The organism is Streptomyces sp. LS-MS-L19 (genome assembly GCF_058382285.1).
The window spans coordinates 8,000,033-8,026,107 of sequence record NZ_JBYCLL010000001.1; the positions used below are offsets into that span (position 1 = coordinate 8,000,033).

General features: G+C 70.7%; 23 protein-coding genes. 12 read left to right on the plus strand and 11 right to left on the minus strand.

Annotation, left to right across the window (positions count from 1 at the left end; all coding sequences use genetic code 11):
• Positions 1 to 154 precede the first annotated feature (154 nt).
• The gene (locus tag AC2XR2_RS35685; RefSeq protein WP_491517305.1) at positions 155 to 4,015 is read left to right on the plus strand and encodes a glycoside hydrolase family 2 TIM barrel-domain containing protein; all 3,861 of its coding nucleotides are present in this window, start codon (positions 155 to 157) and stop codon (positions 4,013 to 4,015) included.
• Positions 4,016 to 4,077: 62 nt separating this feature from the next.
• Here AC2XR2_RS35685 and AC2XR2_RS35690 read toward each other — a convergent pair whose 3' ends face one another.
• Complete coding sequence (locus AC2XR2_RS35690) at positions 4,078 to 4,452, minus strand: ArsR/SmtB family transcription factor (protein WP_330263519.1); 375 nt, start codon at positions 4,450 to 4,452, stop codon at positions 4,078 to 4,080.
• 35 nt (positions 4,453 to 4,487) lie between these two features.
• On the opposite strand from AC2XR2_RS35690, the gene AC2XR2_RS35695 reads away from it, so the two are divergent.
• The 4 genes from AC2XR2_RS35695 to AC2XR2_RS35710 all read left to right on the plus strand — a co-directional run bounded on the left by AC2XR2_RS35695 (position 4,488) and on the right by AC2XR2_RS35710 (position 9,744).
• A complete protein-coding gene (locus AC2XR2_RS35695; RefSeq protein WP_491517306.1) occupies positions 4,488 to 6,824 on the plus strand; it encodes a heavy metal translocating P-type ATPase in 2,337 nt (778 codons plus the stop codon).
• A gap of 49 nt (positions 6,825 to 6,873) precedes the next feature.
• On the plus strand, positions 6,874 to 8,412 hold the full coding sequence (locus AC2XR2_RS35700) for an AlkA N-terminal domain-containing protein (RefSeq protein WP_491517307.1): 1,539 nt from the start codon (positions 6,874 to 6,876) through the stop codon (positions 8,410 to 8,412).
• A 9-nt stretch (positions 8,413 to 8,421) separates the two neighbouring features.
• Positions 8,422 to 8,904 (plus strand): methylated-DNA--[protein]-cysteine S-methyltransferase, encoded by a 483-nt coding sequence (locus tag AC2XR2_RS35705; protein WP_491517308.1) that lies wholly within the window; start codon positions 8,422 to 8,424, stop codon positions 8,902 to 8,904.
• Between the two features lie 72 nt (positions 8,905 to 8,976).
• A complete protein-coding gene (locus AC2XR2_RS35710; protein ID WP_491517309.1) occupies positions 8,977 to 9,744 on the plus strand; it encodes a DeoR/GlpR family DNA-binding transcription regulator in 768 nt (255 codons plus the stop codon).
• Between the two features lie 29 nt (positions 9,745 to 9,773).
• Here AC2XR2_RS35710 and AC2XR2_RS35715 read toward each other — a convergent pair whose 3' ends face one another.
• Positions 9,774 to 10,511 (minus strand): SIR2 family NAD-dependent protein deacylase, encoded by a 738-nt coding sequence (locus tag AC2XR2_RS35715; protein ID WP_381308082.1) that lies wholly within the window; start codon positions 10,509 to 10,511, stop codon positions 9,774 to 9,776.
• Positions 10,512 to 10,730: 219 nt separating this feature from the next.
• Here AC2XR2_RS35715 and AC2XR2_RS35720 point away from each other — a divergent pair, with 219 nt between their 5' ends.
• Entirely contained in the window at positions 10,731 to 10,943 is a 213-nt protein-coding gene (locus tag AC2XR2_RS35720) for a hypothetical protein (RefSeq protein ID WP_381308084.1), read from the plus strand.
• Between the two features lie 15 nt (positions 10,944 to 10,958).
• Here AC2XR2_RS35720 and AC2XR2_RS35725 read toward each other — a convergent pair whose 3' ends face one another.
• The 4 genes from AC2XR2_RS35725 to AC2XR2_RS35740 all read right to left on the minus strand — a co-directional run bounded on the left by AC2XR2_RS35725 (position 10,959) and on the right by AC2XR2_RS35740 (position 14,930).
• On the minus strand, positions 10,959 to 12,200 hold the full coding sequence (locus tag AC2XR2_RS35725; RefSeq protein ID WP_491517310.1) for a sugar transferase: 1,242 nt from the start codon (positions 12,198 to 12,200) through the stop codon (positions 10,959 to 10,961).
• Complete coding sequence (locus AC2XR2_RS35730) at positions 12,197 to 13,036, minus strand: RNA polymerase sigma factor (RefSeq protein ID WP_491517311.1); 840 nt, start codon at positions 13,034 to 13,036, stop codon at positions 12,197 to 12,199. Before AC2XR2_RS35730 ends, AC2XR2_RS35725 begins: the two co-directional genes overlap by 4 nt.
• A gap of 273 nt (positions 13,037 to 13,309) precedes the next feature.
• Positions 13,310 to 13,807: an NUDIX domain-containing protein gene (locus AC2XR2_RS35735; protein WP_491517312.1), complete on the minus strand. Its 498-nt coding sequence runs from the start codon at positions 13,805 to 13,807 to the stop codon at positions 13,310 to 13,312.
• Positions 13,808 to 13,856: 49 nt separating this feature from the next.
• On the minus strand, positions 13,857 to 14,930 hold the full coding sequence (locus AC2XR2_RS35740; protein ID WP_491517313.1) for an ADP-ribosylglycohydrolase family protein: 1,074 nt from the start codon (positions 14,928 to 14,930) through the stop codon (positions 13,857 to 13,859).
• Between the two features lie 168 nt (positions 14,931 to 15,098).
• Between AC2XR2_RS35740 and AC2XR2_RS35745 the strand changes: the two genes are divergently transcribed.
• On the plus strand, positions 15,099 to 16,217 hold the full coding sequence (locus AC2XR2_RS35745) for a glycerate kinase (protein ID WP_491518562.1): 1,119 nt from the start codon (positions 15,099 to 15,101) through the stop codon (positions 16,215 to 16,217).
• A gap of 43 nt (positions 16,218 to 16,260) precedes the next feature.
• On the opposite strand, the gene AC2XR2_RS35750 is transcribed toward AC2XR2_RS35745, so the two are convergent.
• Complete coding sequence (locus AC2XR2_RS35750; protein ID WP_491517314.1) at positions 16,261 to 17,457, minus strand: PucR family transcriptional regulator; 1,197 nt, start codon at positions 17,455 to 17,457, stop codon at positions 16,261 to 16,263.
• A gap of 181 nt (positions 17,458 to 17,638) precedes the next feature.
• On the opposite strand from AC2XR2_RS35750, the gene AC2XR2_RS35755 reads away from it, so the two are divergent.
• Genes AC2XR2_RS35755 through AC2XR2_RS35775 form a run of 5 tightly spaced genes read left to right on the plus strand, consistent with a single transcriptional unit; the run spans position 17,639 to position 22,436 of the window.
• Positions 17,639 to 18,433 (plus strand): ABC transporter ATP-binding protein, encoded by a 795-nt coding sequence (locus tag AC2XR2_RS35755; protein ID WP_491517315.1) that lies wholly within the window; start codon positions 17,639 to 17,641, stop codon positions 18,431 to 18,433.
• A gap of 11 nt (positions 18,434 to 18,444) precedes the next feature.
• Positions 18,445 to 19,209 (plus strand): ABC transporter ATP-binding protein, encoded by a 765-nt coding sequence (locus tag AC2XR2_RS35760; RefSeq protein ID WP_381308106.1) that lies wholly within the window; start codon positions 18,445 to 18,447, stop codon positions 19,207 to 19,209.
• A complete protein-coding gene (locus AC2XR2_RS35765) occupies positions 19,206 to 20,096 on the plus strand; it encodes a branched-chain amino acid ABC transporter permease (RefSeq protein WP_491517316.1) in 891 nt (296 codons plus the stop codon). Before AC2XR2_RS35760 ends, AC2XR2_RS35765 begins: the two co-directional genes overlap by 4 nt.
• Positions 20,089 to 21,168 (plus strand): branched-chain amino acid ABC transporter permease, encoded by a 1,080-nt coding sequence (locus tag AC2XR2_RS35770; RefSeq protein ID WP_381308098.1) that lies wholly within the window; start codon positions 20,089 to 20,091, stop codon positions 21,166 to 21,168. Before AC2XR2_RS35765 ends, AC2XR2_RS35770 begins: the two co-directional genes overlap by 8 nt.
• Complete coding sequence (locus tag AC2XR2_RS35775; protein WP_491517317.1) at positions 21,165 to 22,436, plus strand: ABC transporter substrate-binding protein; 1,272 nt, start codon at positions 21,165 to 21,167, stop codon at positions 22,434 to 22,436. Before AC2XR2_RS35770 ends, AC2XR2_RS35775 begins: the two co-directional genes overlap by 4 nt.
• A 253-nt stretch (positions 22,437 to 22,689) precedes the next feature.
• On the opposite strand, the gene pssA is transcribed toward AC2XR2_RS35775, so the two are convergent.
• From pssA to AC2XR2_RS35795, 4 genes are all read right to left on the minus strand, one after another.
• The gene (pssA, locus tag AC2XR2_RS35780) at positions 22,690 to 23,508 is read right to left on the minus strand and encodes a CDP-diacylglycerol--serine O-phosphatidyltransferase (RefSeq protein ID WP_028808900.1); all 819 of its coding nucleotides are present in this window, start codon (positions 23,506 to 23,508) and stop codon (positions 22,690 to 22,692) included.
• Positions 23,509 to 23,530: 22 nt separating this feature from the next.
• The gene (locus AC2XR2_RS35785) at positions 23,531 to 24,187 is read right to left on the minus strand and encodes a phosphatidylserine decarboxylase (protein WP_330263504.1); all 657 of its coding nucleotides are present in this window, start codon (positions 24,185 to 24,187) and stop codon (positions 23,531 to 23,533) included.
• 170 nt (positions 24,188 to 24,357) lie between these two features.
• A complete protein-coding gene (locus AC2XR2_RS35790) occupies positions 24,358 to 25,563 on the minus strand; it encodes an acyl-CoA dehydrogenase family protein (RefSeq protein ID WP_381306991.1) in 1,206 nt (401 codons plus the stop codon).
• Between the two features lie 5 nt (positions 25,564 to 25,568).
• The gene (locus AC2XR2_RS35795; protein ID WP_007385824.1) at positions 25,569 to 26,075 is read right to left on the minus strand and encodes a MaoC family dehydratase; all 507 of its coding nucleotides are present in this window, start codon (positions 26,073 to 26,075) and stop codon (positions 25,569 to 25,571) included.

Genomic DNA, 26,075 nt, shown 5'->3' on the forward strand with positions numbered 1-26,075 from the left:
AAGTCCTACACAGTCATTGCCAAGTCATTGCCCAGGAAGCCTTCGGGATCTAGGTTGAGTCGCATCCTGTGCCTCGAAGTCCCCATTAGCGCACAGGAATTGACGCACCCCTCAGTACGTACACCGCACTGTCGTCCCGAGGAAGGTTCCGCTCATGCCCCACCCGTACCTGCCCGCCCCCATCAGCCGCAGGCGCCTGCTGGAGGGAGGGGCGGCCGTCCTGGGAGCCCTCGCCCTCTCCTCCGGCCCCCTGGCCGGCCGCGGCCACGCGGCGGAGGGTTCCCCGGAGTGGAACGGCGCCATCGACCTCTTCCGGGTGGGGACCGAGCCCCCGCACTCCACCCTCATGCCGTACGCCACCGTCGGCCAGGCGCTCGCCGCCGACCGCACCCGCTCGCCGTACCGGCTGAGCCTCGACGGCAAGTGGAAGTTCGCCTACGCCGACCGGCCCGCCGACCGCGACACCGACTTCTACCGCACCGATGTCGACGACAGGGACTGGGACACCATTCCCGTCCCCTCGGCATGGCAGGTGCATGGCTACGACTTCCCGATCTACATCAACATCACCTACCCCTGGTGGGGCCCCAACGGCCTGGGCGAGGAGGCCCAGCCGCCGGCCGCGCCCACCCGCTACAACCCCGTGGGGCAGTACCGGCGCACGTTCACCGTCCCGAAGGACTGGTCGGGGCGGCGGACCTTCCTGCACTTCGAGGGCGTCAAGTCGGCGCACTACGTGTGGATCAACGGCGAACTCGTCGGCTACCACGAGGACTCCTACACCCCCGCCGAGTACGACATCACCCCGCACCTGAAGCCGGGCACCAACCAGATAGCCGTCGAGGTCTACCGCTACTCCGACGGCGACTGGCTGGAGGACCAGGACATGATCCGGCTGAGCGGCATCTTCCGCTCGGTCTACCTGTACTCCACCCCGGCCGTGCACCTGCGCGACTTCAAGCTGGACACCCCGCTCGGCGACGACTACACCTCCGCCGAACTCTCCGTCACCGCGAGCGTGCGCGACTACGGCGGCGACAACGCGGGCCGCTACACGGTCGAGACGCAGCTCTACGACAGCGGCGGCCACGCGGTCTGGTCCCGGCCGCTCCAGCAGGCCGTAACCCTCGACGCCGGCGACGAGACGACCGTACAGGCGGCGAAGGCCGTGCCGTCCCCCGAGCTGTGGTCGGCGGAGCATCCGAACCTGTACACCGCCGTCCTGCGGCTGCGCGATCCGGCCGGCAAGGTGATCGAGACGCTCTCGCACCGGGTCGGGCTGAGGGAGTTCGCCCTGAAGGACGGGCTCATGCGCATCAACGGCAAGCCCGTCTCCTTCCGCGGCACCAACCGCCACGAGATGCACCCCGACCGCGGCACCGCGCTCACCCGCGCGGACCTCGTGAAGGACATCACGATCATCAAGCGGCTGAACATCAACTCCGTGCGCACCTCGCACTACCCCAACAACCCGCAGTGGCTCGAACTCGCCGACGAGTACGGCCTCTACCTCGTCGACGAGACCAACCTGGAGACCCACGGCATACGCGGCGAGTACCCCGGCAACCACCCCGACTGGAGCAGGGCCTGTGTGGCCCGCGCCCAGAACATGGTCCACCGCGACAAGAACCACGCCTCGGTGGTCATCTGGTCGCTGGGCAACGAGGCCGGCGGCGGCAGCACGTTCGTGAACATGCGCGACTGGATCAAGTCGTACGACACCACCCGCGTCGTCCAGTACGAGGGCGACGACCGGCCCACCATCAGCGACATCCGCTCGGAGATGTACGACAGTCCGGCACGCGTGGAACAGCACGCGAAGAACACCGCCGACACCCGGCCGTACGTGATGATCGAGTACTGCCACGCGATGGGGAACTCCAACGGCAACTTCAAGAAGTACTGGGACATCATCCGCCGCTACCCGGTCCTCCAGGGCGGCTGGATCTGGGACTTCGTCGACCAGTCCCTCACCGAGCCCGTCCCGGTGCGGCAGTTGCTCACCGAGAGCGGACCGGGTGCGCTGAGGGGCGAAGTCCTGCCCGCCAGCGCCCGGTTCGACCGTGACAAGGGTGTCTCCGGCGCCACGGTCTTCGCCCGCGACCCCCGCCTCGACCTCACCGGCTCGCTCACCCTGGAGGCCTGGGTCACCCCGAAGGTGACGGGTTATCACCAGCCCCTAATTGCCAAGGGCGACACCCAGTACGCCCTCAAACAGTCCGGGAAAACACTGGAGTTCTTCATCTATGGCGGCGGCCAGTGGATCACCGCCTCCTGGACCGTCCCGGACGACTGGACCGGCCGGGAACACCACATCGCCGGAGTCTTCGACGCGACCGCGGGCACCCTGACCCTCCACGTCGACGGCCAGGTCAGAGCCACCCGGACCACCACCCAGAAGCCCAGCAGCAACACCGCGCCGCTCGCGCTGGCCGTCGATGTCGACAACCCCACCAGGGAGTTCAGCGGCACGATCAGGAAGGCGCGCGTCTACGGCCGTGCCCTGAGCGCCGCCGAACTGGCCTCCGACGGCCGTGGACCGGGTGACGAGGGCGTGCGGTTCTGGTTCGACGCGGCGACCGTGGGGCTCACCGAGAAGCGGCCCGACCAGAAGACCTTCTTCGCGTTCGGCGGCGACTGGGGAGACAACCCCAACGACGGCGCCTTCGTCGCGGACGGCATCGTCACCGCGGACCGCGGCCACACCGGCAAGGCCGCGGAGGTCAAGCGGATCTACCAGACGGTCCAGGCGAGTTGGGCCCCCGGCGGGACGGCGGTGATCCTCACCAACGAGAACCTGTTCACCAACCTCCGTGAATTCGACGGCAGTTGGACACTCACCGCCGACGGCAAGGTGGTGCAGCGCGGGAAGCTCACCCGGGACCAGCTCAACGTGGCCCCGCTGGCGAGCAAGGACATCACCGTCCCCTACAAGCTCCCGAGCACCCCCGCGCCCGGCGCCGAGTACTTCCTCCGGTTCTCCTTCACCACCAGGGAGCCCACGCCCTGGGCCCGCGCGGGCTTCGAGGTGGCCGCGCAGCAGCTCGCCGTGGACGCGGGCAGTCCGGCGGTGACGCCGGTGCCGCTCGCGAAGGTCCCGGCGCTCAGGTACCAGGGCGCCTCCGGCCAAGTAGCCGTCACCGGCAAGGACTTCTCCGTCGTCGTCGACAAGGGCACCGGCACCATCACGTCGTACCGGGCCCATGGCACCCGGCTGCTGACCTCCGGTCCCGTGCCCAACTTCTGGCGGGCGCCCACCGACAACGACCACGGCAACGGGCAGCACACCCGCAACCAGACCTGGCGCGACGCCGGGGCGAACCGCGAGGTCACCGACGTGGGCGTGCGGGCGCTGGGGGACCGGGCCGTCGAGATCAGGGTGAGCGGCACCCTGCCGACGACCACCGAGTCGGCGTACACCACGACCTACACGGTCTTCGGCAACGGCGAGATCAAGGTGGACAACACCCTGCACCCGGGGGCGAGTTCACTGCCGTACATCCCGGAGGTCGGCACGATCCTGTTCCTGCCGCGTCGGCTCGACCGGCTGCACTACTACGGGCGCGGACCCGAGGAGAACCACTGGGACCGCAACAACGGTACGGACGTGGGCCTTTGGTCCGGGACCGTCGCCGAGCAGTGGACCTCCTACATCCGCCCCCAGGAGAACGGCAACAAGACCGACGTCCGCTGGGCCGCGCTGACCGGCCCCGACGGCGTGGGACTGCTCGTCTCCGGTGAGCCCCTGCTGGAGGTCAACGCCTCGCACTTCACCCCCGAGGACCTGTCCAACGGGGTGCGTCACGACTACCAGCTCACCCCGCGCGACGCGGTCGTGCTCAGGGTGAACCACCGGCAGATGGGCGTCGGCGGTGACAACAGCTGGGGCGCGCACACCCACGACGAGTACAAGCTGTTCGCCAACCGGGACTACTCGTACACGTACCGGCTGCGGCCGCTGACGGATGTGAGCCACGCCACGGCAACCTCACGGCGGCCGACGGCGACCACCTGATACGCCGGGGGTTCAGGAGACACGCGGCGTGCGAGGAGTGAGGCGTCCCGTTGCGGGGCGCCTCACTCTGCTTCTCCTTCTGCCTCCGCCGTGTCGCTGAGGCCCAGCCGCAGATGCTCCACGTGGTACACGGCCTGGTCGAGGAGTTCGGCGACGTGGTGGTCGTGCAGCGCGTACACCACCGACCGGCCCCGGCGCTCGCCCACGACCAGGCCCAGATTGCGCAGCAGCCGCAGCTGGTGCGAGCACGCCGACTGCTCCATGCCCACCTCGGCGGCCAACTCCGTGGCCGGCAGCGGTCCTTCACGCAGCCTGGCGAGGATCAGCAGCCGGGACGGGGTGGAGAGGGCCTGGAGCGTGGTGGCCACCTTGGCGACATTGGCCGCGTCCAGGCGTACGCGCTCTTCGGCGGTGGTGGTGACGGCTCCATGACCCATGGGCGGTATCTTACCCACCGTACATGAACAGATGAATGAGTCTTCATGTGTTCCTGTATGGTGCTGGGGTGTCCACGACTCTCACCCCTGTCCGTGCCCCCTTGCCCACCCACCGGACGCCCCGTCGCCGCACCCGCGTCCTGGCCCTGGCCGAGTCCCGCTGGGCGCTGGCGTCGACCGTCGCGTTCCTGCTCGGCCTGGCGCTGGATCTCAGTGGCGTGCCGTGGTGGGCGTACGGCCCGCTGTACGCCGTCGCCTACGCGACCGGCGGCTGGGAGCCGGCGCTCGAAGGGCTCAGGGCGCTGCGCGAGCGGACCCTGGACGTCGATCTGCTGATGATCGTGGCGGCACTGGGCGCGGCCGCGATCGGGCAGGTTCTGGACGGGGCCCTGCTGATCGTCATCTTCGCCACCTCCGGCGCCCTGGAGGCGCTGGCCACCGCCCGTACGGCCGACTCGGTGCGCGGACTGCTCGACCTCGCGCCCGCGATGGCGACCCGGGTCACCGAAAACGGCGAGGAGACCGTCCCCACGAGTGAACTCACCCTGGGAGACGTCCTGTTGGTCCGGCCCGGTGAGCGCATCGGTGCCGACGGCGTGGTGGTGGACGGGGCGAGCGAGGCCGACCAGGCCACCATCACCGGGGAACCCCTGCCGGTCGCCAAGGGCCCCGGCGACGAGGTCTTCGCCGGCACCCTCAACGGCATCGGCGCCCTGCGCGTGCGGGTCGGGCGCGACCCCGCTGACTCAGTCATCGCCCGCATCGTGACCCTCGTGGAGGAGGCCTCGCGCACCAAGGCGCCGACCCAGCTGTTCATCGAGAAGGTCGAGCAGCGGTACGCGGTGGGGATCGTCCTCGCCACGCTCGCCGTGTTCGGCGTGCCCCTGCTGTTCGGCGCCTACCTCACGGACGCGCTGCTCCGCGCGATGACCTTCATGATCGTCGCCTCGCCGTGCGCGGTCGTCCTCGCGACCATGCCGCCCCTGCTCTCCGCCATCGCCAACGCCGGCCGGCACGGGGTCCTGGTCAAGTCGGCGGTCGCGATGGAACGGCTGGGGGAGGTGGACGCCGTCGCCCTCGACAAGACGGGGACCCTGACGGAGGGCGCGCCGGAGGTGACAGCGGTACGGCCCCTGCCGGGGGCCGACCTCGACGAGGCCGAGCTCCTCGCCCTGGCCGCCGCGGCCGAGCACCCCAGTGAGCATCCGCTCGCGCGGGCGATCGTGGGGGCGGCGCGGGCGAGGGGGCTGCGGATCGACACGGCGACGGATTTCATGGCGACACCGGGGCGCGGGGTGACGGCGGTGGTGGGTGGCCGGGTGATCGGGGTCGGGCGTTTGGAGGAAGCGGGGGGTGCGGGCCGTGGGTTCGTGGAGAGTGCTGGTGCCGGGGAGGGTGGTCCTGGGGAGCGCGCGGGTCTTGGGGAGGGTGCGGGTTCTGGCGAGGGCGCGGGTCTCGGCTACACCGCGGGTCTCGGCGACGCCGCCGGTCTCGGGGGCACCGCCGGTCTCGCGGAGGTGGCCGGTCTCGTGGAAGGTCCGGGTCTCGGCAACGCCGCCGGTCTCGGGGGCACCGCCGGTCTCGCGGAGGTGGCCGGTCTCGTGGAAGGTGCGGGTCTCGGCAACGCCGCCGGTCTCGGGGGCACCGCCGGTCTCGCAGAGGTGGCCGGTCTCGTGGAAGGTGCGGGTCTCGTGGAAGGTGCCGGGCTCGGGGCATGTGCCCGGCTCGCCGGGCCGGGTGGTGTCACCGTCGTGCTCGTGACCGGAGACGGTGTGCCGCTCGGTGTTCTCGCTCTCGCCGACCGGCTGCGACCCGGCGCCCCCGCCATGACCGCCGCGCTCACCGCACTGACCGGCGCCGCCCCCGTCCTGCTCACCGGCGACAACGCGCGGGCCGCCGCCCGGGTCGCCGAGGCCACCGGGCTGGTGGACGTCCGCGCGGACCTGCTGCCCGAGGGCAAGGTGGACGCCGTACGGGAGCTCCAGGACGCCGGTCGCAAGGTGCTGTTCGTCGGGGACGGCGTCAACGACGCGCCCGCGCTCGCCGCCGCCCACTCCGGCATCGCGATGGGCCGCGCGGGCTCCGACCTGGCGTTGGAGACGGCGGACGCGGTCGTCGTGCGCGACGAGCTCGCGACCGTCCCGGCGGTCGTACGGCTGTCCCGGACCGCCCGCCGGCTGGTGGTCCAGAACCTGGTGATCGCGGGCACCTTCATCACCGGACTCGTCCTGTGGGACCTCCTCGGCCACCTCCCGCTGCCGCTCGGCGTCGCCGGGCACGAGGGCTCGACGGTGCTCGTCGGTCTGAACGGGCTGCGGCTGCTGCGCGAGTCCGCCTGGCGGTCCGGGCAGGCCCGGGGTACACGAGGTTGATGTCGGATTCTCGCCAGCCCTGCTCCGGGCGGTGGCCGATGCTGGACTCATGCAGACGGGGATGTACACCGAGACCGAGCGCTGTGTGCGCGCCGTGCAGTCCAAGGACGCACGGTTCGACGGATGGTTCTTCACGGCTGTTCTGACGACCCGCATCTACTGCCGGCCGAGCTGTCCCGTCGTACCGCCCAAGCCGGAGAACATGACGTTCTACCCGAGCGCGGCGGCCTGCCAGCAGGCGGGTTTCCGGGCCTGCAAGCGGTGCCGGCCCGACACCAGCCCGGGTTCCCCGGAGTGGAACCAGCGCGCCGACCTCGTGGCCCGCGCGATGCGGCTCATCGCCGACGGCGTGGTCGACCGCGAGGGCGTGCCGGGGCTCGCCGCCCGGCTCGGCTACAGCACCCGGCAGATCGAACGCCAGCTGCTCGCCGAGCTGGGCGCGGGTCCGCTCGCCCTCGCCCGGGCCCAGCGGGCCCAGACGGCGAGGATCCTCATAGAGACCACCGCCCTCCCGATGGCCGACGTCGCCTTCGCGGCCGGCTTCTCCGCGATCCGCACCTTCAACGACACCGTGCGCGAGGTCTTCGCGCTCTCCCCGAGCGACCTGCGCGCCCGGGTGCCGAGGCGGGCCACGGCGACCACGAGCCCGACCCCGAGCGCCGGACCGGGCCGGCCCGCGCGGGCGGCCGGACCCGGCACACCCGGCGTGCTGAACCTGCGCCTGCCGTTCCGCGCCCCGCTCAACCCGGACAACCTCTTCGGCCACCTCGCGGCCACCGCGGTCCCGGGGGTGGAGGAGTGGCGGGACGGCGCGTACCGGCGCACGCTGCGGCTGCCGTACGGGCACGGCGTGGTGGCCCTCACCCCGCGGCCCGACCACATCGCGTGCCGGCTGATGCTGAGCGACCTGCGTGACCTGACCGTCGCCATCAGCCGCTGCCGTCGGCTGCTCGACCTGGACGCCGACCCGGTGGCGATCGACGACCAGCTGCGCACGGACCCGCTGCTGGCGCCGCTGGTGGACAAGGCGCCCGGCAGGCGGGTCCCGCGCACGGTCGACGAGGCGGAGTTCGCCGTCCGTGCCGTGCTGGGACAGCAGGTCTCCACGGCCGCCGCCCGCACCCACGCGGGCCGTCTGGTCGCCGCGCACGGCGAGCCGGTGGACGACCCGGAGGGCGGTCTCACCCACCTCTTCCCGTCGCCCGAGGCCCTGGCCGCTCTCGACCCGGCCTCGCTCGCGATGCCCCGCACGCGCCGCACGACCTTCACCACACTGGTCGGCCAACTGGCGGACGGAACGCTCCGGTTGGGCGTCGAATGCGACTGGACGGAGACCAGGGCCCGACTGCTCTCGCTGCCCGGCTTCGGCCCCTGGACGGTCGACGTCATCGCCATGCGAGCCCTCGGCGACCCGGACGCCTTCCTCCCGACCGACCTCGGAATCCGCCGCGCCGCACAGGAGTTGGGTCTGCCCTCCACCCCGGCCGCGCTGACGGCCCGCGCGGCGGCCTGGCAGCCCTGGCGGGCCTACGCGGTCCAGTATCTGTGGGCGACCGACAGCCACCCCATCAACTTCCTTCCCGTCTGAGGACGTCCAGTGAAACAGCACACCGTGATCGACAGCCCCTACGGCCCGCTGACCCTCGTCGCCGAGGACGGCGTCCTGTGCGGCCTCTACATGACCGACCAGCGCCACCGCCCGCCGCAGGAGTCCTTCGGCACACCGTTCGACGAGCCCTTCGGGGAGGCGGAAGAGCAGCTGGAGGCCTACTTCGCGGGCGAGTTGAAGGAGTTCACCCTGGAACTGCGCCTGCACGGAACGCCGTTCCAGCGCACGGTGTGGGACCGGCTCCGCCGCATCCCCTACGGCGAGACCCGCGGCTACGGCGAACTCGCCGACGCCCTCGGCAACCCCAAGGCCTCCCGCGCGGTCGGTCTCGCCAACGGCAAGAACCCGATCGGCATCATCGTCCCCTGCCACCGCGTGGTCGGGGCGAACGGCAGCCTGACGGGTTACGGCGGCGGCCTGGAGCGCAAGCAGCGGCTGCTGGACTTCGAGCGGGGAGCGGCCCTGTTCTGAGGGAGGCCGGTGCGGGCCGTATCCCAAAGCGCCCTGCGGGGAGCCGAGTTGTGACGTGTAGTGTTCGCTCGCGTGCTGGCCGAACAACGACACCAACTCATCCTCCGGGCCTTGCGATCCGGGGGCACCGTCACCGTGACGGACCTCGCCGAGCAGCTGGGGGCCAGCGCCGCGACGGTCCGCCGGGACCTCCTCAAGCTGGAGGAGGACGGACTGCTCACCCGCGTTCACGGGGGAGCGGTCGTCGAGGACAGGCCCGCGCCCTTCGCCGAGGCGGCCGAGGCGCAGGTGCCGGAGAAGGACGCGATAGCCGCCCGGGCCGCCGAGCTGATCGAGGACGGCCAGTCGGTCATCCTCGACTCCGGCACCACCGTGCACCGCCTGGCTCGCGCACTGCACGGGCGCCGCGTCACCGTCATCACCAACAACCTCGGTGTGTACGAGGAACTGCTGCCCGACGAGAGCGTCGAACTGATGCTGCTGGGCGGCATGGTCGTCCGCGAGTCACGCATGCTGGACGGCTTCATGGCCGAGGACAACCTCCGTCAGGTCCACGCGGACTGGCTCTTCATGGGCGCCTGCGGTGTCCGCCCGGGCGGCCAGGTCATGGACACCACGGTCGCCGAGGTCCCCGCCCGCCGAGCCATGATCAGCGCCGGCGACAAGGTCGTACTGCTCGCGGACGCCACCAAGTTCCCCGGCACCGGGATGGTGAAGATCTGCGATCCCGGCGAGTTGGACCTCGTCATCACCACCACGTCCGCCCACGACGCCACGTGTACGGCACTTGAGGAGGCCGGGGTGAGGGTGGAACGGGTGGACGCGGACCGTCGCTCCTAGACTGCGCCCTCAGCCCTCAGCCCTCATCCTCAGCCCTCGGCTTCGCCCCGCAGCCTCATCAGCAGTGCCGGCAAGGCCGTCCCGATCGGTTCGCGGATCACCTCGTCGGCGCGGTCGTCGTACGGTGTGGGCTCCGCGTTGACGATGACCAGGCGTGCCCCGTGGTCCGCGGCGACGCCCGCGAGGCCGGCCGCGGGCTGGACCTGGAGGGTGGTGCCGACGGCGATGAACACCTGGCAGGCCTTGGTGACGGCGACCGCCTCGCCGAGGACGACGGGATCCAGGTGCTCGCCGAACATGACGGTCGCGGACTTGAGGATCCCCCCGCAGTCGAGGCATGCCGGGTCGTCCTCCCCGGCGTCCAGCCGGGCCAGCGCGTCCTCCATCGGGCTGCGCGCGCGGCACTTCGTGCACACCACCCGCCGTGCGGTGCCGTGCAGTTCGAGGACCTTGCGGGCGGGCATCCCGGCGAGCTGGTGCAGACCGTCCACGTTCTGCGTGATCACCCGCACCGGCACCCCGGCCCGTTCCAGATCCGCAACCGCCACATGCGCGGCGTTCGGCTCGACGGCCGACGCCCGGTGCTCCCGCCGCATCTGCCACGAACGGCGACGGATCTCCGGATCGCCCATGTAGAAGTCGTACGTCACGAGCTTCTCCGCCTCCGGATCCCGCCGCCACAGCCCGTTGGGACCGCGGTAGTCGGGGATCCCGGAGTCGGTGGAGATTCCGGCACCGCTGAGGAGCGCGACGAGGGGCTTGTTCATGGGCCGAGGGTAGGTCGGCCGCTCGGGGAGGGCCAGCGGATATCGGGAGGGTGACCGGCGCGCCGCCGCGTATAACAAGTTCGCGAGTTCCGGCTCAGTGCCGTCGGGCGTTGCACATAACGACGGGCCCGCGTCACTCACTTGCAACAAACAAGAAAAACGCGGCCCGGGTCGGTCGAGGACCCGAGCCGCGATCTGCACCCCTTGGAGAGGGCTGTCATGGGAAAGCCCGTCAACCGCCGGAAAACGAACGGGAATTCTGCACGCTCGAAGATCACCCCTGGATCGGTCGGAGCGACTTTCAGTTCGGTCACCGTCAGCGTGGCCAGTGCTTATGCTGCCACCGGGTCAGTCGTGATCACCTGTGTGGCCGGTGGTCTGGGCCTCGCGGTGGTGATCCTGCTTCTCATGATATTCGCGGCCGTTCATTAGGCCGGACCGCCGGGGTCACTGCCACACGGTGAGGCAGAGCTGATGCTGATGTGCCAGGCGGTGGCCCCGGGCCGGATCGGGTTTACTGGTGAAGGGATTTGAGCTGAACAGCATCCGGGCCACGAGGCGCGCGGTCATCAGTCCTGAAAGACCGTCGTAAAAGGCTCTGTTCGCCGTGACGCGGTGCGGGACCACGTTGTCGAGGTAGTGGTGCCAGGCGTCCGAGCCCTTCGGCAGAACAGCATCGGGCCCGACCGGTTCGTTCCACAACGGCCCGATGATGCCAGGACGGCACGCGAACACCCAGCGGTACTTCTCGGAATAGGCCTCGGCCATCGCCGGATGCTCGGCCGGTGGTCCGAGCAGAGTGACATCGCCCCGGAGCAGGTTCCACAGTCGCGGCAACGCGTCCAGACCGGATTCCTGGAGCAGTGCGCCGACCCGGGTCCTGTTCCCCGTGCTGTCCTGGGTTCTGAAGTCGTAAAGATGAAAGAGACGTCCGCCGGCCCCCACCCGGGGACGTCGGACCAGTGTGGGCCCCACTGACGTCATCCGGATTCCCGCCGTGGCGGCCACCAGCATCGGAAGGGACGTCCACAGCAACGAGACGGAGACGATCACGTCCAGGGCGCGCCGGCCTCTGCGCAGGGGCGCGGGACTGTCGGCCTGCGCGAGCGGTCGGGAGCCGTCCACCGTCAGGGCCTCGGGCCGGAGATCCTCCGACCGGCGTTCGCGCAGGCCCCGGAAGTGGATGACGGCGAGCAGAACGGCGGGGCCGGACATGCCGAGGGCGACACTCGGGAGCAAGGTCTCACACCACTGGGGCAGGATTCCCTGCCCCAGTGGTGTGAGCGCCAGGCTGAGCAGTGCGACCAGCAGGCCTGTCCCGAGCCGGAACCACCAGTGCCTTCTGCCGGTCCGGGCCGGCGGCGTGCGCGGGGCGCGCCCTTCGGACCTCCCCCCGTCACGCTCCGCCACCGCGGCCAGGTTGAGGAACTCCTGAAGAGCCGTGCTCCCCGACTCGTGGTCCCGGAGCACGGCTCGACGAGCCGCCTCCAGCTTGATCTCCAGGAGTTTCTGGTCGACCTCGGTGTCCGGGATCTCCGCCTCGATCCGCGCGTCCAGCGCATCCCGGAATTCCTGGATCCGCTGTCCGACACCGCTCCCTTCCAGGTCGGGTCCCGGAGTGTGCGCGCCGATCGATGTAAGGAGATCATGAATCGTCGCGGCGATGTTGTCGTCATTCCGGGTGCTCATCGTTCCTCCTTACTGCCGTGTCCGTCGACCGCAGCGCTGTTCTCCTGAAGAATGCGATCGAGATTGATTCTCGCCGACCGCAGATTGGACCGGACCGTCGCCGGGTTGTCGCCGATGAGGTCGGCTATTTCGGTGGGACCGAATCCGTCGATGTAATAGGCCATCACCTGCCGCTGCTTGTAGCCGAGTTTGCCCAGGAGGGCGAGGACCGACTGTTCCTCGTCCCTCGACGGCGATTCCGGACAGGCCAGTTCCTCGCTGACGCCCCAGCCGCCCTTGATCGCCCGGGCGGGAGCATCGAGGTCCCGGACCGCCGAGCGCAGGAAGTGCCGCTCGGCGGCGGTGCGGACCCACGCTCGCGGGTGTTCGATCTCGGTCCACTTCTCGAGGGCCTTGAGCATCGCGGTCTGCGCCGAGTCCTCCGCTTCCTCCTGTGAGGCGCCGATCCATCGAAGAAACCCGACCAGTTTCCGGTATTCCTGCCGGAAGAAGCTGTCGAAGTCGTCGCCACTCGGTTCCTGTCGACGCCCCACCGTGCATCCCTCCTCAATGGTCATGCACACCTGATGCAAAGGAGTGACATGACCAAGAGGCATCGTGCGATGCGGATGGCGGCGTTCGACCGCAAGTCCCGTAAACCGTGAATCAGTTCGGGTTCTGGTGCGGTGGTGATCGATTCTTCGACGACAACGGAACGCGGGCTGTTCGGTTTCGAACAAGCGCCGGTATTCGTGATGTCGCCGAAGGGGAACGGGCCCTAGGGGCGTCCTCGACGAGATGTCCGCCGTCGCTTTCACGGTGACCCGCACGGCGCGCCGACTCGGCGAACTGTCCATGGTCGTCTCCTCCCCCCGTCCCCACCGTGCTCGGCCTCAGGCGCCGTACGGCGACGCTGTCGCGCACCGCCGCCGGCCGCTGCCGGATGAGGCGTCTGCCTGTTGCCTCCACACGTGAGTGGCACGGGGCGGGCCGAACGTGCAGTGGCGCCCGGACCTTTTTTGAAATACACAGCGTCCGGGCCCGGATTCATGGAGTGACGGCGGTGAGGAAGCAGTGGTCAGGTGGTGCCTGTCGGGGTGGAGTGATGACGGCCGAACGCGGACGCGCGGTCAGCCCACCCGCTCCCCGTCCTCCAGCTCCACCGCCCCCGCGCCCTCCGCGAGGACGTCCAGCGCGGCCGTGACCCGGCGGCCCAGGGCGCCCAGCAGGTACTCGGGAAGGTCCTCGCGTGGTACGAGGCGCCAGGAGAGGAGTTCCTGCTCCTGGAGGCGGATCGCCTTGAGGTCGTTCTCGGTGAGGACTCCCCCGTCGAAGAGGTAGGCGACCAGGGGCGGGCGGACCGTCGTACCCGGGACCCAGTCCACCGCCAGCAGGCGGCCGAGTTCGCGGTCCAGGCCGATCTCCTCCAGGGTCTCGCGGCGCGCACCCTGGCGGGGGGTCTCGCCCTGGTCGGACTCGATCGTGCCGCCCGGCAGCGCCCAGCCCTCCCGGTAGTTGGGCTCGACGAGCAGCACCCGCCCCTCCGCGTCCCGGAACAGGGCCGCGGCACCGGCGAGGACACGGGGCAGACCGGCGATGTACGCGGCGAAGTCTTCGGTGGTGGTCACCTTCGAAGGGTAGCCAGATCCGGCGGGGCCCCTTCAGGGACCGTTCCCGTCAGTCCTCCACCCCCACCAACCGCACCGTCCGCTCCGCCAGTTCGCTGATGTGCACCCCGTCGAAGCCGAACACCGCGCTGCGCACCCGGTCCTCCAGCGGCTCCGTCCACTGCGCCGGAATCGCCTCCGCCCCGGTGAGCACCCCGGCCACCGAGCCCGCGGTCGCGCCGTTGGAGTCGGTGTCCAGGCCGCCCCGGACCGTCAGCGTGATCGAGCGGGTGAAGTCGCCGTCGCCGTACAGCAGTCCGGCGGTCAGGACGGCCGCGTTGGGGATCGTGTGGATCCAGCCCAGCCCCGCGGTCTCCTCCGAGACCGTCGTCAGGGTGTCCTCCCAGGTCATCCGGGTGTCATGGAGGGAAACCACCCGCCGTACGGTCCGGGCGAGCCGGCTGCTCGCGGGGATCACCGCGAGCGCCTGGTCCACGGCCTGGCGCACGGTGTCCACCGTGAACGCCGCCGAGATCAGCGCCGCCGCCCACATCGCCCCGTACACGCCGTTCCCGGTGTGTGAGAGCACCGCGTCCCGGCGGGCCAGCGCGGCCGCGCGGCGCGGGGCGCCGGGGCAGGTCCAGCCGTAGATGTCGGCGCGGATGAGGGCCCCGATCCACTCCTGGCAGGGGTTGTCGTACGTCGCCGTCAGCGGCGGCTTCAGTCCGTTCGCGAGGTTGCGGTAGGCGGCCCGCTCGGCGGTGAACGTCTGGAGGTACGGCAGCCTGAGCAGCCACAGGTCGCCGACCTGCTCGGTGCTGAAGCCGAAGCCGTGGGTCTCCAGGAGATGCAGGCCCAGGATGGCGTAGTCGACGTCGTCGTCGCGGCAGCTGCCGTGGATACGGCCGCGCACGCACTCGCGCCACTCGGGCCGCAGCTCGAAGCCGTCGCTCTCGCCGACGGGCTCGGGAAGGTAGTCGGTCAGGGGCAGGGCGGCGGCCTGCCGCAGATAGCGGTCGATCCGGTCCCGCGTCCACAGGTCGCCCTGCTCGACCGGCTTGCCGAGCATGTTGCCCGCGATCCGGCCCAGCCAGCCCCCGAGGACGCGGTCGGCGAGCTCTGGCTCAGTGCCCACAGGGGTCATAGCTCCGGTTTACCCCATTCCGGAGAACCGCACAGAGGGTTCGCAGGGCCTTCTCAGGGTCTGGTCGGTGCATGACGCCGGGGGCCGTCTCCGGTTAAGGTCGCAGCGGCGCGACTGGCCTTGACGTGCACGAGGCCCGGAGAGCAAGGGGAAGACGTGACACAGCGCGTGCTCATCGCCGCGGACAAGTTCAAGGGCTCGCTCACGGCCGTACAGGTCGCCGAGCGGGTGACGGCGGGGCTGCGCCGGGTCGTGCCGCACCTGGAGGTCGAGGCGCTGCCCGTCGCCGACGGCGGTGACGGCACCGTCGCCGCCGCGGTCGCGGCCGGATTCGAGCGTCGGGAAGTGGCGGTCGCCGGGCCCCTCGGGCAGGAGATCACCGCCGCCTTCGCGGTGCGCGCGGAGACCGCCGTCGTCGAGATGGCCGAGGCCAGCGGTCTCCAGCGGCTGCCCGCCGGCGTCTTCGCCCCGCTCACGGCGTCCACGTACGGCTCCGGCGAGCTGCTGCGCGCCGCGCTGGACGCGGGCGCCCGCACCATCGTGTTCGGAGTCGGCGGCAGCGCCACCACGGACGGCGGCGCCGGCATGCTCTCGGCCCTCGGCGCCCGTTTCCTGGACGCCGACGGCGAGCCCGTGGCCCCCGGCGGCGGAGGCCTCGCCGACCTCGCCACGGCCGACCTGTCGGGTCTGGACCCGCGGCTCGCGGCCGTCGAGTTCATCCTGGCCAGCGATGTCGACAACCCGCTGACCGGCCCCAAGGGCGCGCCCGCGGTCTACGGCCCGCAGAAGGGCGCCTCCCCGGACGACGTCGAGGCCCTGGACAGCGCCCTCGCCCACTACGCGAAGGTCCTGGAGGACGCCGTCGGCGCGAAGGCCGCCGAGTACGCGGCCTCACCGGGTGCGGGCGCGGCCGGCGGCATCGGCTACGGCGCCCTCCTGATCGGCGCCCGGTTCCGCCCCGGCATCGACGTCATGCTCGACGTCCTCGGCTTCGCGCCCGCACTGGAATGGGCCGACCTGGTGATCACCGGCGAGGGCTCCCTCGACGAGCAGACCCTGCACGGCAAGGCCCCGGCGGGCGTCGCCGCGGCCGCCCGCGCCAAGGGCAAGGAGGTCGTCGCCGTGTGCGGCCGCCTCGCGCTGCCGCCGGAGGCCATCGGCCGGGCGGGCATCCGCCGCGCCTACCCGCTCACCGACGCCGAGCCGGACATCCAGAAGTGCATCGCGGAGGCGGGCCCGATCCTGGAGGACGTGGCGGAGCGGATCGGCCGGGACTTCCTGGTCTGAGACCGGCCAGGACGTCCTCTGCGGTGTCCTCAGTCCTCCGAATTCAGCGCCGCCCGCCCGACAACCGGTACGCGTCCAGCGCCAGGGTCATCTCGATCAGGTCCCGCGGCCGGGCCAGCGACCGGGACGTGAGCTGTTCCAGTCGCCGCAACCGGTTGAAGACCGTGTTGCGGTGGCAGTACAGGCGTCCGGCGGCCCGCCCCGCCGAGCCCTCGCACAGCAGCCACACGTCGAGGGTCTCCAGGAGCACGGCCCGGTCGGCGGGCTCCAGCTCCAGGAGCCCCCCGAACACGTCCGACACCAGCCGGTCGGCCAGCTCCGGCTGGCTCACCACCAGCGCGGTCGGCATCCGCTGATCAAGGCGTACGACCGCGGTGCCGTCCGGCGGACACGTGCGCAGCGCCAGCTCGGCGAGCCGCCGGGCCCGCCCCAGCTCGGCCAGGCCCGGCACCACCGGACTGATCCCGCCCGGCCCCGCACAACGCCCCTCCAGCGACCGCACCACCGCGTCCAGTCCCTGACCGGGCGTGAGCGCCACGACCGCCACCTCGCCGTCGGCCCGCATCCGCCAGATGAACCGGAACCCGGCACCCCGCAGCGGCCGCTCGGCGGACTCCCGCCGCTCGGCCCGCAGCACCACCACCGCGTACGGCCCGTGCTCCGGCAGATCGAGGCCCGCCGCCGCCCGCGCCGCGAGCCCGGGTGTCGCCTGCCCCTCCAGCAGGGCGTCCAGGAGCGCCTGCAACTGCTCGTCGGTGCGCCGCCGCAGCTCGGCCTCGGTGGCCCGGTACGCCTCCGAGGCAGTCTGCGCCTGTGCGTCCACCGCCGACCACACCATCGTCGTCGACCGCATCAGCGCCGCGAGCCGCTCCGGCTCCCGCCCGGTCGTCCCCTCCACGAGCGCGTCCCACACCAGGTAGCCGGCGTTCCGGTAGGCGTGCACCAGGAGGTCCAGCGGCAGCCCCTGGTGGGCCCGGCGCCGGCCCGCGTCCTCGGCGTACTCCAGGTCGCGGCGCGGTGAGTCCCGGGGCGCGGAGATCGTCTCGATGCCGATCCGCATCGCCTCCTCGGCCTCCCGCCACTGCTGGTCGTACGGCAGCACCTGCCCGTAGACGGGGGAGTGGTCGGTGAGTTGGCGCAGGTGCTCGTCGACGAGCTCCGGCACCCGTTCCAGCAGAGCCGTGCAGGACTCCGCGAGCAGCTTCCAGTCATGACCGGTCCGCGGTCGTCGCCCTCCCATTCCCGGAGGATGCCACCCGGACCCGACCTCGCACAGGCCCCTGACACGCGGTGTTGTGCGCGCGCACAACGGCGGCACCGGCCCGCTGGGCACCCGCAGCGATTCCGCCGGGGGCCGTGGACGCACGCCCCCGCCGGTGCTGGGGTGAGCGCCACACCGAGTACGGACAAGGGGGGAGTCGATGACCGGAGCCGGACTGGTCGTCCAGGACCTGTCGGTCGGATACGGCCCCGTGCGCGCCCTGCGCCGGGTGTCCCTGGAGGTGCCCGAGGGGTCCGTGGTGACGCTGCTCGGCGGAAACGGTGCCGGCAAGTCGACCCTGCTGAGGGCGATCAGCCGGACCCTCTCCTTCCACGGCGGCGCGGTCACCGGGGGCACGGTGACCCTGGACGGCCGCCGCCTCGACCACCTGGCCCCGGACCGGGTGGTCGCCGCCGGGGTCTCCCAAGTCCCGGAGGGCAGACGGGTGTTCGCCCGCATGACGGTCGCCGACAACCTCCGTGCCGGCGCCCTCGGCGGCAGCAGATCGGGCCGCTCCATGGCCCTCGACCGCGTCCACGACCTCTTCCCCGTCCTTGCCGAACGCGCCGCGCAGCGCGCCGGACTCCTCTCCGGCGGCGAACAGCAGATGCTCGCCGTCGCCCGCGCCCTGATGGCCGGCCCACGCGTCCTGCTCCTCGACGAACCCTCCCTCGGCCTCGCCCCGCTCATGGCCCGGCGCATCGCCGACACCGTCCGCGAGATCAACGCCCAGGGCACCTCGGTCCTCCTCGTCGAACAGAACGCGGCCCTCGCCCTGAGCCTCGCCACCCGCGCGTACGTCCTCGAAGTCGGCGAGGTCACCCTGTCGGGCCCGGCCGCGGAACTCGCCGCCTCCGACGAGGTCCGCCGCCGCTACCTCGGCGTGGTCGACGAGGACGCGGCGGCGGACGCGGCTCAGGCCACCGGACGGACCCTGGCGAGGTGGGAAGGGTGAACAAGCCGGACATCCCGCCCCTGGACGTACGTCACCTCACCGTCCGCTTCGCCGGACTCACCGCCCTCGACGACGTCGACCTCACCGTCCGCCCCGGCACCGTCCACGCCCTCATCGGCCCCAACGGGGCAGGAAAGTCGACCTGCTTCAACGTCCTGTCCGGCGTCTACCGGGCCACCGCGGGCAGTGTCCGCTTCGGCGCACACGAGCTCACCGGCCTGCCCGCGCACCGCATCGCCGCGCTCGGCGTGGCCCGCATCTTCCAGAACCTCGCGCTGCCGCCCCGCGCCTCCGTCGAGGACTGCCTGCTGCTGGGCCGTCACCGGCTCACCCGAACCGGCTTCCTGGCCGCGGGACTTCGACTGCCGTCGGCGGCCCGGGAGGAGCACCGGCACCGTGAACGCGTCCGGGAGATCGCCGAGTTCGTCGGCATCGCGGACTGCCTGGACCGTCCGGCGGGCTCCCTGCCGTACGGGCAGCAGAAGCTCGCCGAACTCGCCCGCGCGCTCTGCATGGAACCGCGGCTGCTGCTCCTCGACGAGCCGGTCGCGGGCATGACCGCCGACGAACGGCGTCGGACGGCCGCGGTGATCGCGGGCGTCCGCGACTCCCTCGGCATCTCGATCGTGCTGGTGGAACACGACATGGGGGTGGTGATGCGGCTCGCAGACGCGGTGACCGTACTGGACTTCGGGCGCCGGATCGCCGACGGCGCCCCCGCGGACGTACAGAACGATCCCGCGGTCGTACAGGCGTACTTGGGGACGGCGTCATGAGCACCTTCGCCGAGATCCTGCTGAACGGCGTCTCGTTGGGGTCGGTGTACGCACTGATCGCGCTCGGTTTCGTGGTGATCTTCCGGGCCACCGAGGTCGTCAACTTCGCCCACGCCTCCCTGCTGTTGGCGGGCGGATACGTCACCGCGAGCCTCCACGACGACCTCGGGTTCTGGCCCGCGCTGCTCGTCGGGATCGCGGGGGCCGCGCTGGTCGGGGCCGCCGTGGAGTTCCTGGTGATGCGGCGGTACCGGGGGAGCGACCACAGCGTGCTGGCGATCGTCACCATCGGCGTCGACATCCTGCTCACCACCGAACTGACCCGCCGTATCGGCACCGACGTCCTCGCCCTCGGCGACCCGTGGGGCGACGCCGTGCTGCGGCTCGGCCCGATCTCCCTCGCGCACACCCGGATCGCCGCGTTCGTGGCCGCCGCGCTGCTCATCACGGCGTTCCTGCTGGCCTTCCGGTACACGGCGTGGGGCGTGGCGATGCGGGCGGCGGCGGAGAGCGCGGAGACGGCCGCGCTGATGGGCGTACGGCTCGGCCGGGTGTCGCTCGGCGCGTGGGCGGTGGCGGGCGGACTCGCCGCCGTGGCCGCCCTGTTCCTCACCGTCTTCCCGACCCCGGGACTGGAACGGGCCACCTCGCTCGCCGCCCTCAAGGCCTTCCCGGCGGCCATCCTCGGCGGCCTCGACTCGACGACGGGCGCCCTGGTCGGCGGCCTGCTGGTCGGGGTCACGGAATCCCTGGCCACCGGCTACCAGAGCGATCTGACCTTCCTGGGCCGGGGGCTGGGGGACCTGGCCCCCTACCTCGTGATGGTCGCGATCCTGCTCATACGGCCCGCGGGGCTGTTCGGCACCAAGGAGCTCGCCCGTGTCTGAGGCCCTGGTGAGACCGCTCAGGCTGCTGGGCGCGCGGACCTACCTCTGGACCGCGGCGGCCGTCCTGCTCCTCGCCCTGCCCTTCTACCTGGACCGCTTCTGGCTCCAGGCGGGGCTGTTCGCGATGGCCGCCGCGATCGGCGCGATCGGCATCAACCTCCTCACCGGCGCGACCGGACAGCTCTCGATGGGTCACGCCTTCTTCCTCGCCGTCGGGGCCTACGGCTACTGCGTGTTCGCGGCCGACGGCGGCGACGGGCTGACCGGGCTCGGCCTGCCCACCTGGCTCGCGGCCGTGCTCGCGGTGCTGGTCGCCGGGGTCGCGGGCGGGCTGTTCAGCCCCATCTCCGGGCGGCTCAGCGGCGCCTACCTGGGCATCGCCACGCTCGCGCTGGTTTTCATCGGCCAGCACGTGATGTTCAACGCGCACGACCTCACGGGCGGCGCCAACGGCCGTGACGTGCCGCCGCTGAGCCTGTTCGGCCTCACCTTCGACGACCGTGAACTCCTCGTCGCCGCGGTGCCGTTCGGGTCGGCGGAGAAGCTCTGGTACGCGGGTCTGGTCCTGCTGGCGGCGGGCGCCCTGTTCGCACGCGGTGTCCTGCGCGGCCGTCCGGGACGGGCCATGAACGCCATCCGCGACCACCGCATCGCGGCCGGGGTGCTCGGCGTGCCGGTCGCCCGCCGGCGGGCCGCGGTCTTCGTGCTGTCGTCGATGTACGCGGGCCTCGCGGGCGTCCTGCTCGCGCTGGTCTTCCAGCGGACGGTGCCCGACTACTTCGGCATCACGCTCTCGCTCGAATACCTCGCGATGATCGTCATCGGCGGGCTCGGCTCGGTCTCCGGGGCGGTGGCCGGAGCCGTCTTCGTGTCCCTGCTGCCACAGCTGCTGACCCGATGGAGCGACGCGCTGCCGCTCGTCTCCGCCCCCGGCACGGGCGGGATCGCACCGGGCGAGGCGTCCCGGTACCTCTACGGCGCCGCCGTCGTGCTGGTGGTGCTGTTCCTGCCCGGCGGTCTGGTCAGCGTGGCCGCCCGGCGTCGCACCAGAACCCACACGGAGGAACGATGATCACGACGACATACGTGACCAGGACCGCCGCCGGTGCCCTCGCCGCGCTGCTGGTACTCGCCGGGTGCAGCTCCAAGGCCAAGGACTCCGACGGGGACGGCGACAAGGCGGCCGCGGGCGGGGTGAGGACCGGGGAGGGCGTCTCCGGGAAGACGATCACCCTCGGCGCCCTCACCGACATGACCGGCGTCTACGCGACCCTCGGCAAGAGCGTCACCCAGGCCCAGCAGCTGTACGTGAAGCAGCTCAACGCCGCCGGGGGCGTCTGCGGCCACAAGGTGGCGCTCTCGGTCCGCGACCACGGCTACGACCCGCAGAAGGCCGTCTCCGGCTACACCGAGCTGGAACCGAAGGTGCTGGGCTTCACGCAGTTCATCGGCTCGCCCTTCGTCGCCGCGGTCAAGCAGCGGATCGACGGCCAGGACAAGGGGCTGGTGCTGCCGCAGGCCTGGTCGTCGGCGCTGCTCGGCAGCCCCTACATCCGGGTCATCGGATCGACGTACGACATCGAGACCATCAACGCGGTCGACTTCCTGATCAAGGAGAAGGGGATCAACAAGGGCGACAAGATCGGCCATGTGTACTTCGAGGGCGACTACGGCGAGAGCGCGCTGGCCGGTTCGCGGCACATCGCGAAGGAGGCCGGGCTGACCGTCGTCGAGCAGAAGATCAAGCCGACCGACAACGACATGACGGCCCAGGTCACCGCGCTCAAGCAGGCCGGGGTCAAGGCGATCGTGATCAGCGCCGGGCCGCGGCAGGCGGCCTCGCTGGTCGGGGTGGCGGCGGCGAGCGGCTTCGGCGTGCCGGTCATCGGCAACAACTCGGCGTTCGCGCCACAGCTCCTGGCGACCCAGGCGGGCCCGGCCCTGATGAAGAACTACTACGTGGCCTCGCCCTCGCTCCCCATCGGCGCGGACACGCCCGAGGCGAAGAAGCTGGTCGCCGACTACCGGGCCGCGTACCCGGACGACGCCCTGGACAACGGCATCGTCGCCGGCTGGACCGCCGCGTCGGCCTTCGGCGAGGCCCTGAAGAAGGCCTGCACGAACAAGGACCTCACCAGGGAGGGCGTCGGCAAGGCCCTGCTGTCGATCAACTCCTACGACATCGGCTTCGGCGTCACCCAGGACTTCACCGACCCGAAGACCCCGTCGTCCCGCGAGAGCGTGATCCTCCAGCCCGACAAGAGCGTCACGGGCGGCATGAAGGTCGTACGGGAGGCGGGGGCGTCGGAGACGGCGGAGGGGTACACGCCGGGGGCGTGAGCGACTGAGGGTGGGTGCTGGGCGGACCAGGTGAGGGGCCGTATCCCGGTCGCGGTGCCGGAGGTGCGCTCGGCGGCCGAGACGCGGATCCCTCCGAACGCCTCCAGGGCTCCTGGGGCTCCTGCGGTCGGCAGCCCGCTGCACTCCCCGCCCCTGTTACCGGGCACCCCGCCACATCGGCTCACCCGGACCGCAACGACGAGGGGCCCGAACCGGTACCGGTTCGGGCCCCTCGAAAAGTGTGCCGCGGAGGCTACGGCAGCTGTGCCGCCCGCGCCTCACGCCTGTTGTCGCGGAAGTTGTTCACCCGGCGGGCCGTGGCGAACAGGGGGATCACCGCGCCCATGACCAGCTGGAGGGCGCACCCCGTCTGGAGGAGGAGCTGGCCGCCCGGCGCGCCGAACGCCCAGGCCGCGAGCAGGCCCATGCCCAGGACGATCCAGGAGAGCATCCCGACCGCGAGGCGGCCCCGCGGCTTCGGGTACTCGACCCGGCTCACCATCAGCCACGCCGTCCCCAGGATCGCCAGGAGCGTCGCCACGAACGGCAGCTCCAGAAGGACGATCGAGACCACCGTCAGCGCCCCGAACGGCGACGGCATGCCCTGGAACGTGCCGTCCTTCACCGTCACACAGGAGAACCGCGCGAGTCTCAGCACCACCGCGAGCAGCACCACCACGGCCCCGACCGCGGCCACCTTCTGCGACGCGTCGTCCGCCACCATGCCGTAGACGAGGACGAAGTACGCCGGCGCGAGGCCGAAGCTGATCAGGTCGGAGAGGTTGTCCAGCTCCGCGCCCATCGGCGAGGACCGCAGCTTGCGCGCCACCAGGCCGTCGAACAGGTCGAAGACCGCCGCGCACAGCATCAGGATGACGGCGGTGGCCGCGCTGTTGCGCGCCATGCCGGACTCCTGGCTGTCGGTGAGGTGCGGGATCAGGATGCCGGTGGTGGTGAAGTACACCGCCATGAAGCCGCACGTGGCATTGCCGAGGGTGAGGGTGTCCGCTATTGAGAGGCGGAGAGAAAGAGGCATCTCCTCCTCGTCGTCGACCTCGTCGGCCTCGGGCACCCAGCCCGCCTGGGTCTCGGGATCAATCACGGTCAATGCGAGTCACCCCAGCCGTCGTCTTCTGGCCGACCTCGACCGCGACCTCCACGCCCTCGGGCAGGTAGATGTCGACGCGCGAGCCGAAGCGGATCAGACCGATGCGGTCACCCTGCTCGACCTTCGTGCCCTGCGGGATGTAGGGGACGATACGGCGGGCCACCGCGCCGGCGATCTGGATCATCTCGATGTCACCGAGTTCGGTGTCGAAGTGCCAGACGACGCGCTCGTTGTTCTCGCTCTCCTTGTTGAACGCCGGAACGAACCCGCCGGGGATGTGCTCGACCGACGTCACCGTGCCGGAGAGCGGCGCGCGGTTGACGTGGACGTTGAGCGGGCTCATGAAGATCGCGACGCGGGTGCGACCGTCCTTCCACGGCATGATGCTCTGCACCACACCGTCGGCCGGGGAGATGACCCGGCCCGGGGCGATCTCGCGCTCGGGGTCGCGGAAGAACCACAGCATGCCCGCCGCCAGCGCGGTGGTGGGCACGGCGACGGCCTTCGCGACGCCGGAGCGGCGTGCGCGCAGCAGGCTTACGGCTGCGGTGGCGACGGTCGGAAGAAGCCACGGCGATGCTCCGCGCGCGAGGCGTACGCCTGCCAGGCTGTCGCGAGGTGCAGAGGTTTGGCTGTGGGGCATGGATGACCTTCGTAGCGGATGATGCCGCGCACTAGACGGGGGACGGCGGCTTTCCGGGATCGTACCGGTCGGAGGCCACAACTGGGCAAGCCAGGAAGCCGAGTCGGCGGCTGAAGCCCGTTGACGGGGTGTGATCTTCTTCTCCAAGAAAACACCCCGTATCCGGACATCTAGCCCTGGAACCGATACTCTTCGAGCAGCCTGCGACCGATGATCATTTTCTGGATCTCGGCGGTACCTTCACCGATCAGCAGCATCGGAGCCTCACGGTAGAGGCGCTCGATCTCGTACTCCTTGGAGAAGCCGTAGCCGCCGTGGATCCGGAAGGCGTCTTCCACGACCTCCTTGCAGTATTCGGAGGCGAGGTACTTCGCCATCCCTGCCTCAAGGTCGTTTCGCTCCCCGGAGTCCTTTTTGCGTGCCGCGTTGACCATCATCGCATGCGCGGCCTCGACCTTGGTAGCCATCTCGGCCAGCTTGAACTGAATCGCCTGGTGCTGGGCGATCGGCTTGCCGAAAGTGTGGCGCTGCTGGGCGTACTGGACACCCAGTTCGAAGGCGCGCTGAGCGACGCCGCAGCCACGCGCCGCCACATTCACGCGACCCACTTCCACGCCGTCCATCATTTGGTAAAAACCTCGGCCGGTGGTCCCGCCGAGCACCCGATCGGCCGGAAGTCGCAGGCCATCCATGATCAGCTCGGTGGTGTCGACACCCTTGTAGCCCATCTTGTCGATCTTCCCGGGGATGGTGAGGCCGGGCCGGACCTCTCCGAAGCCGGGCTCCTTCTCGATCAGGAAGGTGGTCATCGACTTGTGGGGCGCGGTGCCCTCAGGGTGTCCTTCATCACTTCGGACGAGAACGGCGACCAGACTTGACGTTCCACCGTTGGTCAGCCACATCTTCTGGCCGTTCAGGACGTACTCGTCGCCGTCCTTGACCGCCTTGGACGTGATGGCGGACACATCCGAACCCAGGCCCGGCTCCGACATCGAGAAGGCGCCCCGGATGTCGCCGGCCGCCATGCGTGGCAGGAAGTGGTCCTTCTGCTCCTGCGTGCCGTGCTGCTTGAGCATGTACGCCACGATGAAGTGGGTGTTGATGATGCCGGACACCGACATCCACCCGCGGGCGATCTCCTCGACGCACAGCGCGTACGTCAGGAGGGACTCGCCCAGACCGCCGTACTCCTCGGGGATCATCAGGCCGAACAGGCCCAACTCCCTGAGCCCGTCGACGATCTGCTGCGGGTACTCGTCGCGGTGCTCCAGCTCGGTCGCGACCGGGATGATCTCCTTGTCCACGAAGTCCCGGACGGTGGACAGGATCTCCTGCTGGATGTCGGTCAGACCGGCGGTCTGGGCGAGGCGTGCCATGGGGGTCAGCCCTCCTGAAGTTCCGGGCGGCCGGGCTGCTCGCCGCCGCGCTCCTTGATGTAGGTCTCGGTGGGCACCATGACCTTGCGGCGGAACACGCAGACCAGCGTGCCGTCCTGCTTGTAGCCCTTGGTCTCGACGTAGACGATCCCGCGGTCGTTCTTCGACTTGGAGGGCCACTTGTCGAGCACGGTCGTCTGGCCGTAGATCGTGTCGCCGTGGAAGGTCGGTGCCACGTGCTTCAGCGACTCGATCTCCAGGTTGGCGATCGCCTTGCCGGAGACGTCCGGCACCGACATGCCGAGCAGCAGGGAGTAGATGTAGTTCCCGACCACCACGTTCTTGCCGAAGTCCGTCGTCTTCTCGGCGTAGTTGACGTCCATGTGGAGCGGGTGGTGGTTCATGGTGAGGAGGCAGAAGAGGTGGTCGTCGTACTCCGTGACCGTCTTCCCGGGCCAGTGCTTGTAGACCGCCCCGACCTCGAACTCCTCGTAGGTGCGTCCGAACTGCAT

Coding starts and splice junctions, on each gene's coding strand:
- AC2XR2_RS35790 (WP_381306991.1), bottom strand. CDS start 25,563: ATGGCACGCCTCGCCCAGACCGCCGGTCTGACCGACATCCAGCAGGAG.
- AC2XR2_RS35695 (WP_491517306.1), top strand. CDS start 4,488: ATGAGTCTTCATGTGTTCCTGTATGGTGCTGGGGTGTCCACGACTCTC.
- AC2XR2_RS35795 (WP_007385824.1), bottom strand. CDS start 26,075: ATGCAGTTCGGACGCACCTACGAGGAGTTCGAGGTCGGGGCGGTCTAC.
- AC2XR2_RS35690 (WP_330263519.1), bottom strand. CDS start 4,452: ATGGGTCATGGAGCCGTCACCACCACCGCCGAAGAGCGCGTACGCCTG.
- AC2XR2_RS35765 (WP_491517316.1), top strand. CDS start 19,206: ATGAGCACCTTCGCCGAGATCCTGCTGAACGGCGTCTCGTTGGGGTCG.
- AC2XR2_RS35725 (WP_491517310.1), bottom strand. CDS start 12,200: ATGAGCACCCGGAATGACGACAACATCGCCGCGACGATTCATGATCTC.
- AC2XR2_RS35730 (WP_491517311.1), bottom strand. CDS start 13,036: ATGGACAGTTCGCCGAGTCGGCGCGCCGTGCGGGTCACCGTGAAAGCG.
- AC2XR2_RS35775 (WP_491517317.1), top strand. CDS start 21,165: ATGATCACGACGACATACGTGACCAGGACCGCCGCCGGTGCCCTCGCC.
- AC2XR2_RS35740 (WP_491517313.1), bottom strand. CDS start 14,930: ATGACCCCTGTGGGCACTGAGCCAGAGCTCGCCGACCGCGTCCTCGGG.
- AC2XR2_RS35700 (WP_491517307.1), top strand. CDS start 6,874: ATGCAGACGGGGATGTACACCGAGACCGAGCGCTGTGTGCGCGCCGTG.
- AC2XR2_RS35755 (WP_491517315.1), top strand. CDS start 17,639: ATGACCGGAGCCGGACTGGTCGTCCAGGACCTGTCGGTCGGATACGGC.
- AC2XR2_RS35720 (WP_381308084.1), top strand. CDS start 10,731: ATGGGAAAGCCCGTCAACCGCCGGAAAACGAACGGGAATTCTGCACGC.
- AC2XR2_RS35715 (WP_381308082.1), bottom strand. CDS start 10,511: ATGAACAAGCCCCTCGTCGCGCTCCTCAGCGGTGCCGGAATCTCCACC.
- AC2XR2_RS35685 (WP_491517305.1), top strand. CDS start 155: ATGCCCCACCCGTACCTGCCCGCCCCCATCAGCCGCAGGCGCCTGCTG.
- AC2XR2_RS35750 (WP_491517314.1), bottom strand. CDS start 17,457: ATGGGAGGGCGACGACCGCGGACCGGTCATGACTGGAAGCTGCTCGCG.
- AC2XR2_RS35785 (WP_330263504.1), bottom strand. CDS start 24,187: ATGCCCCACAGCCAAACCTCTGCACCTCGCGACAGCCTGGCAGGCGTA.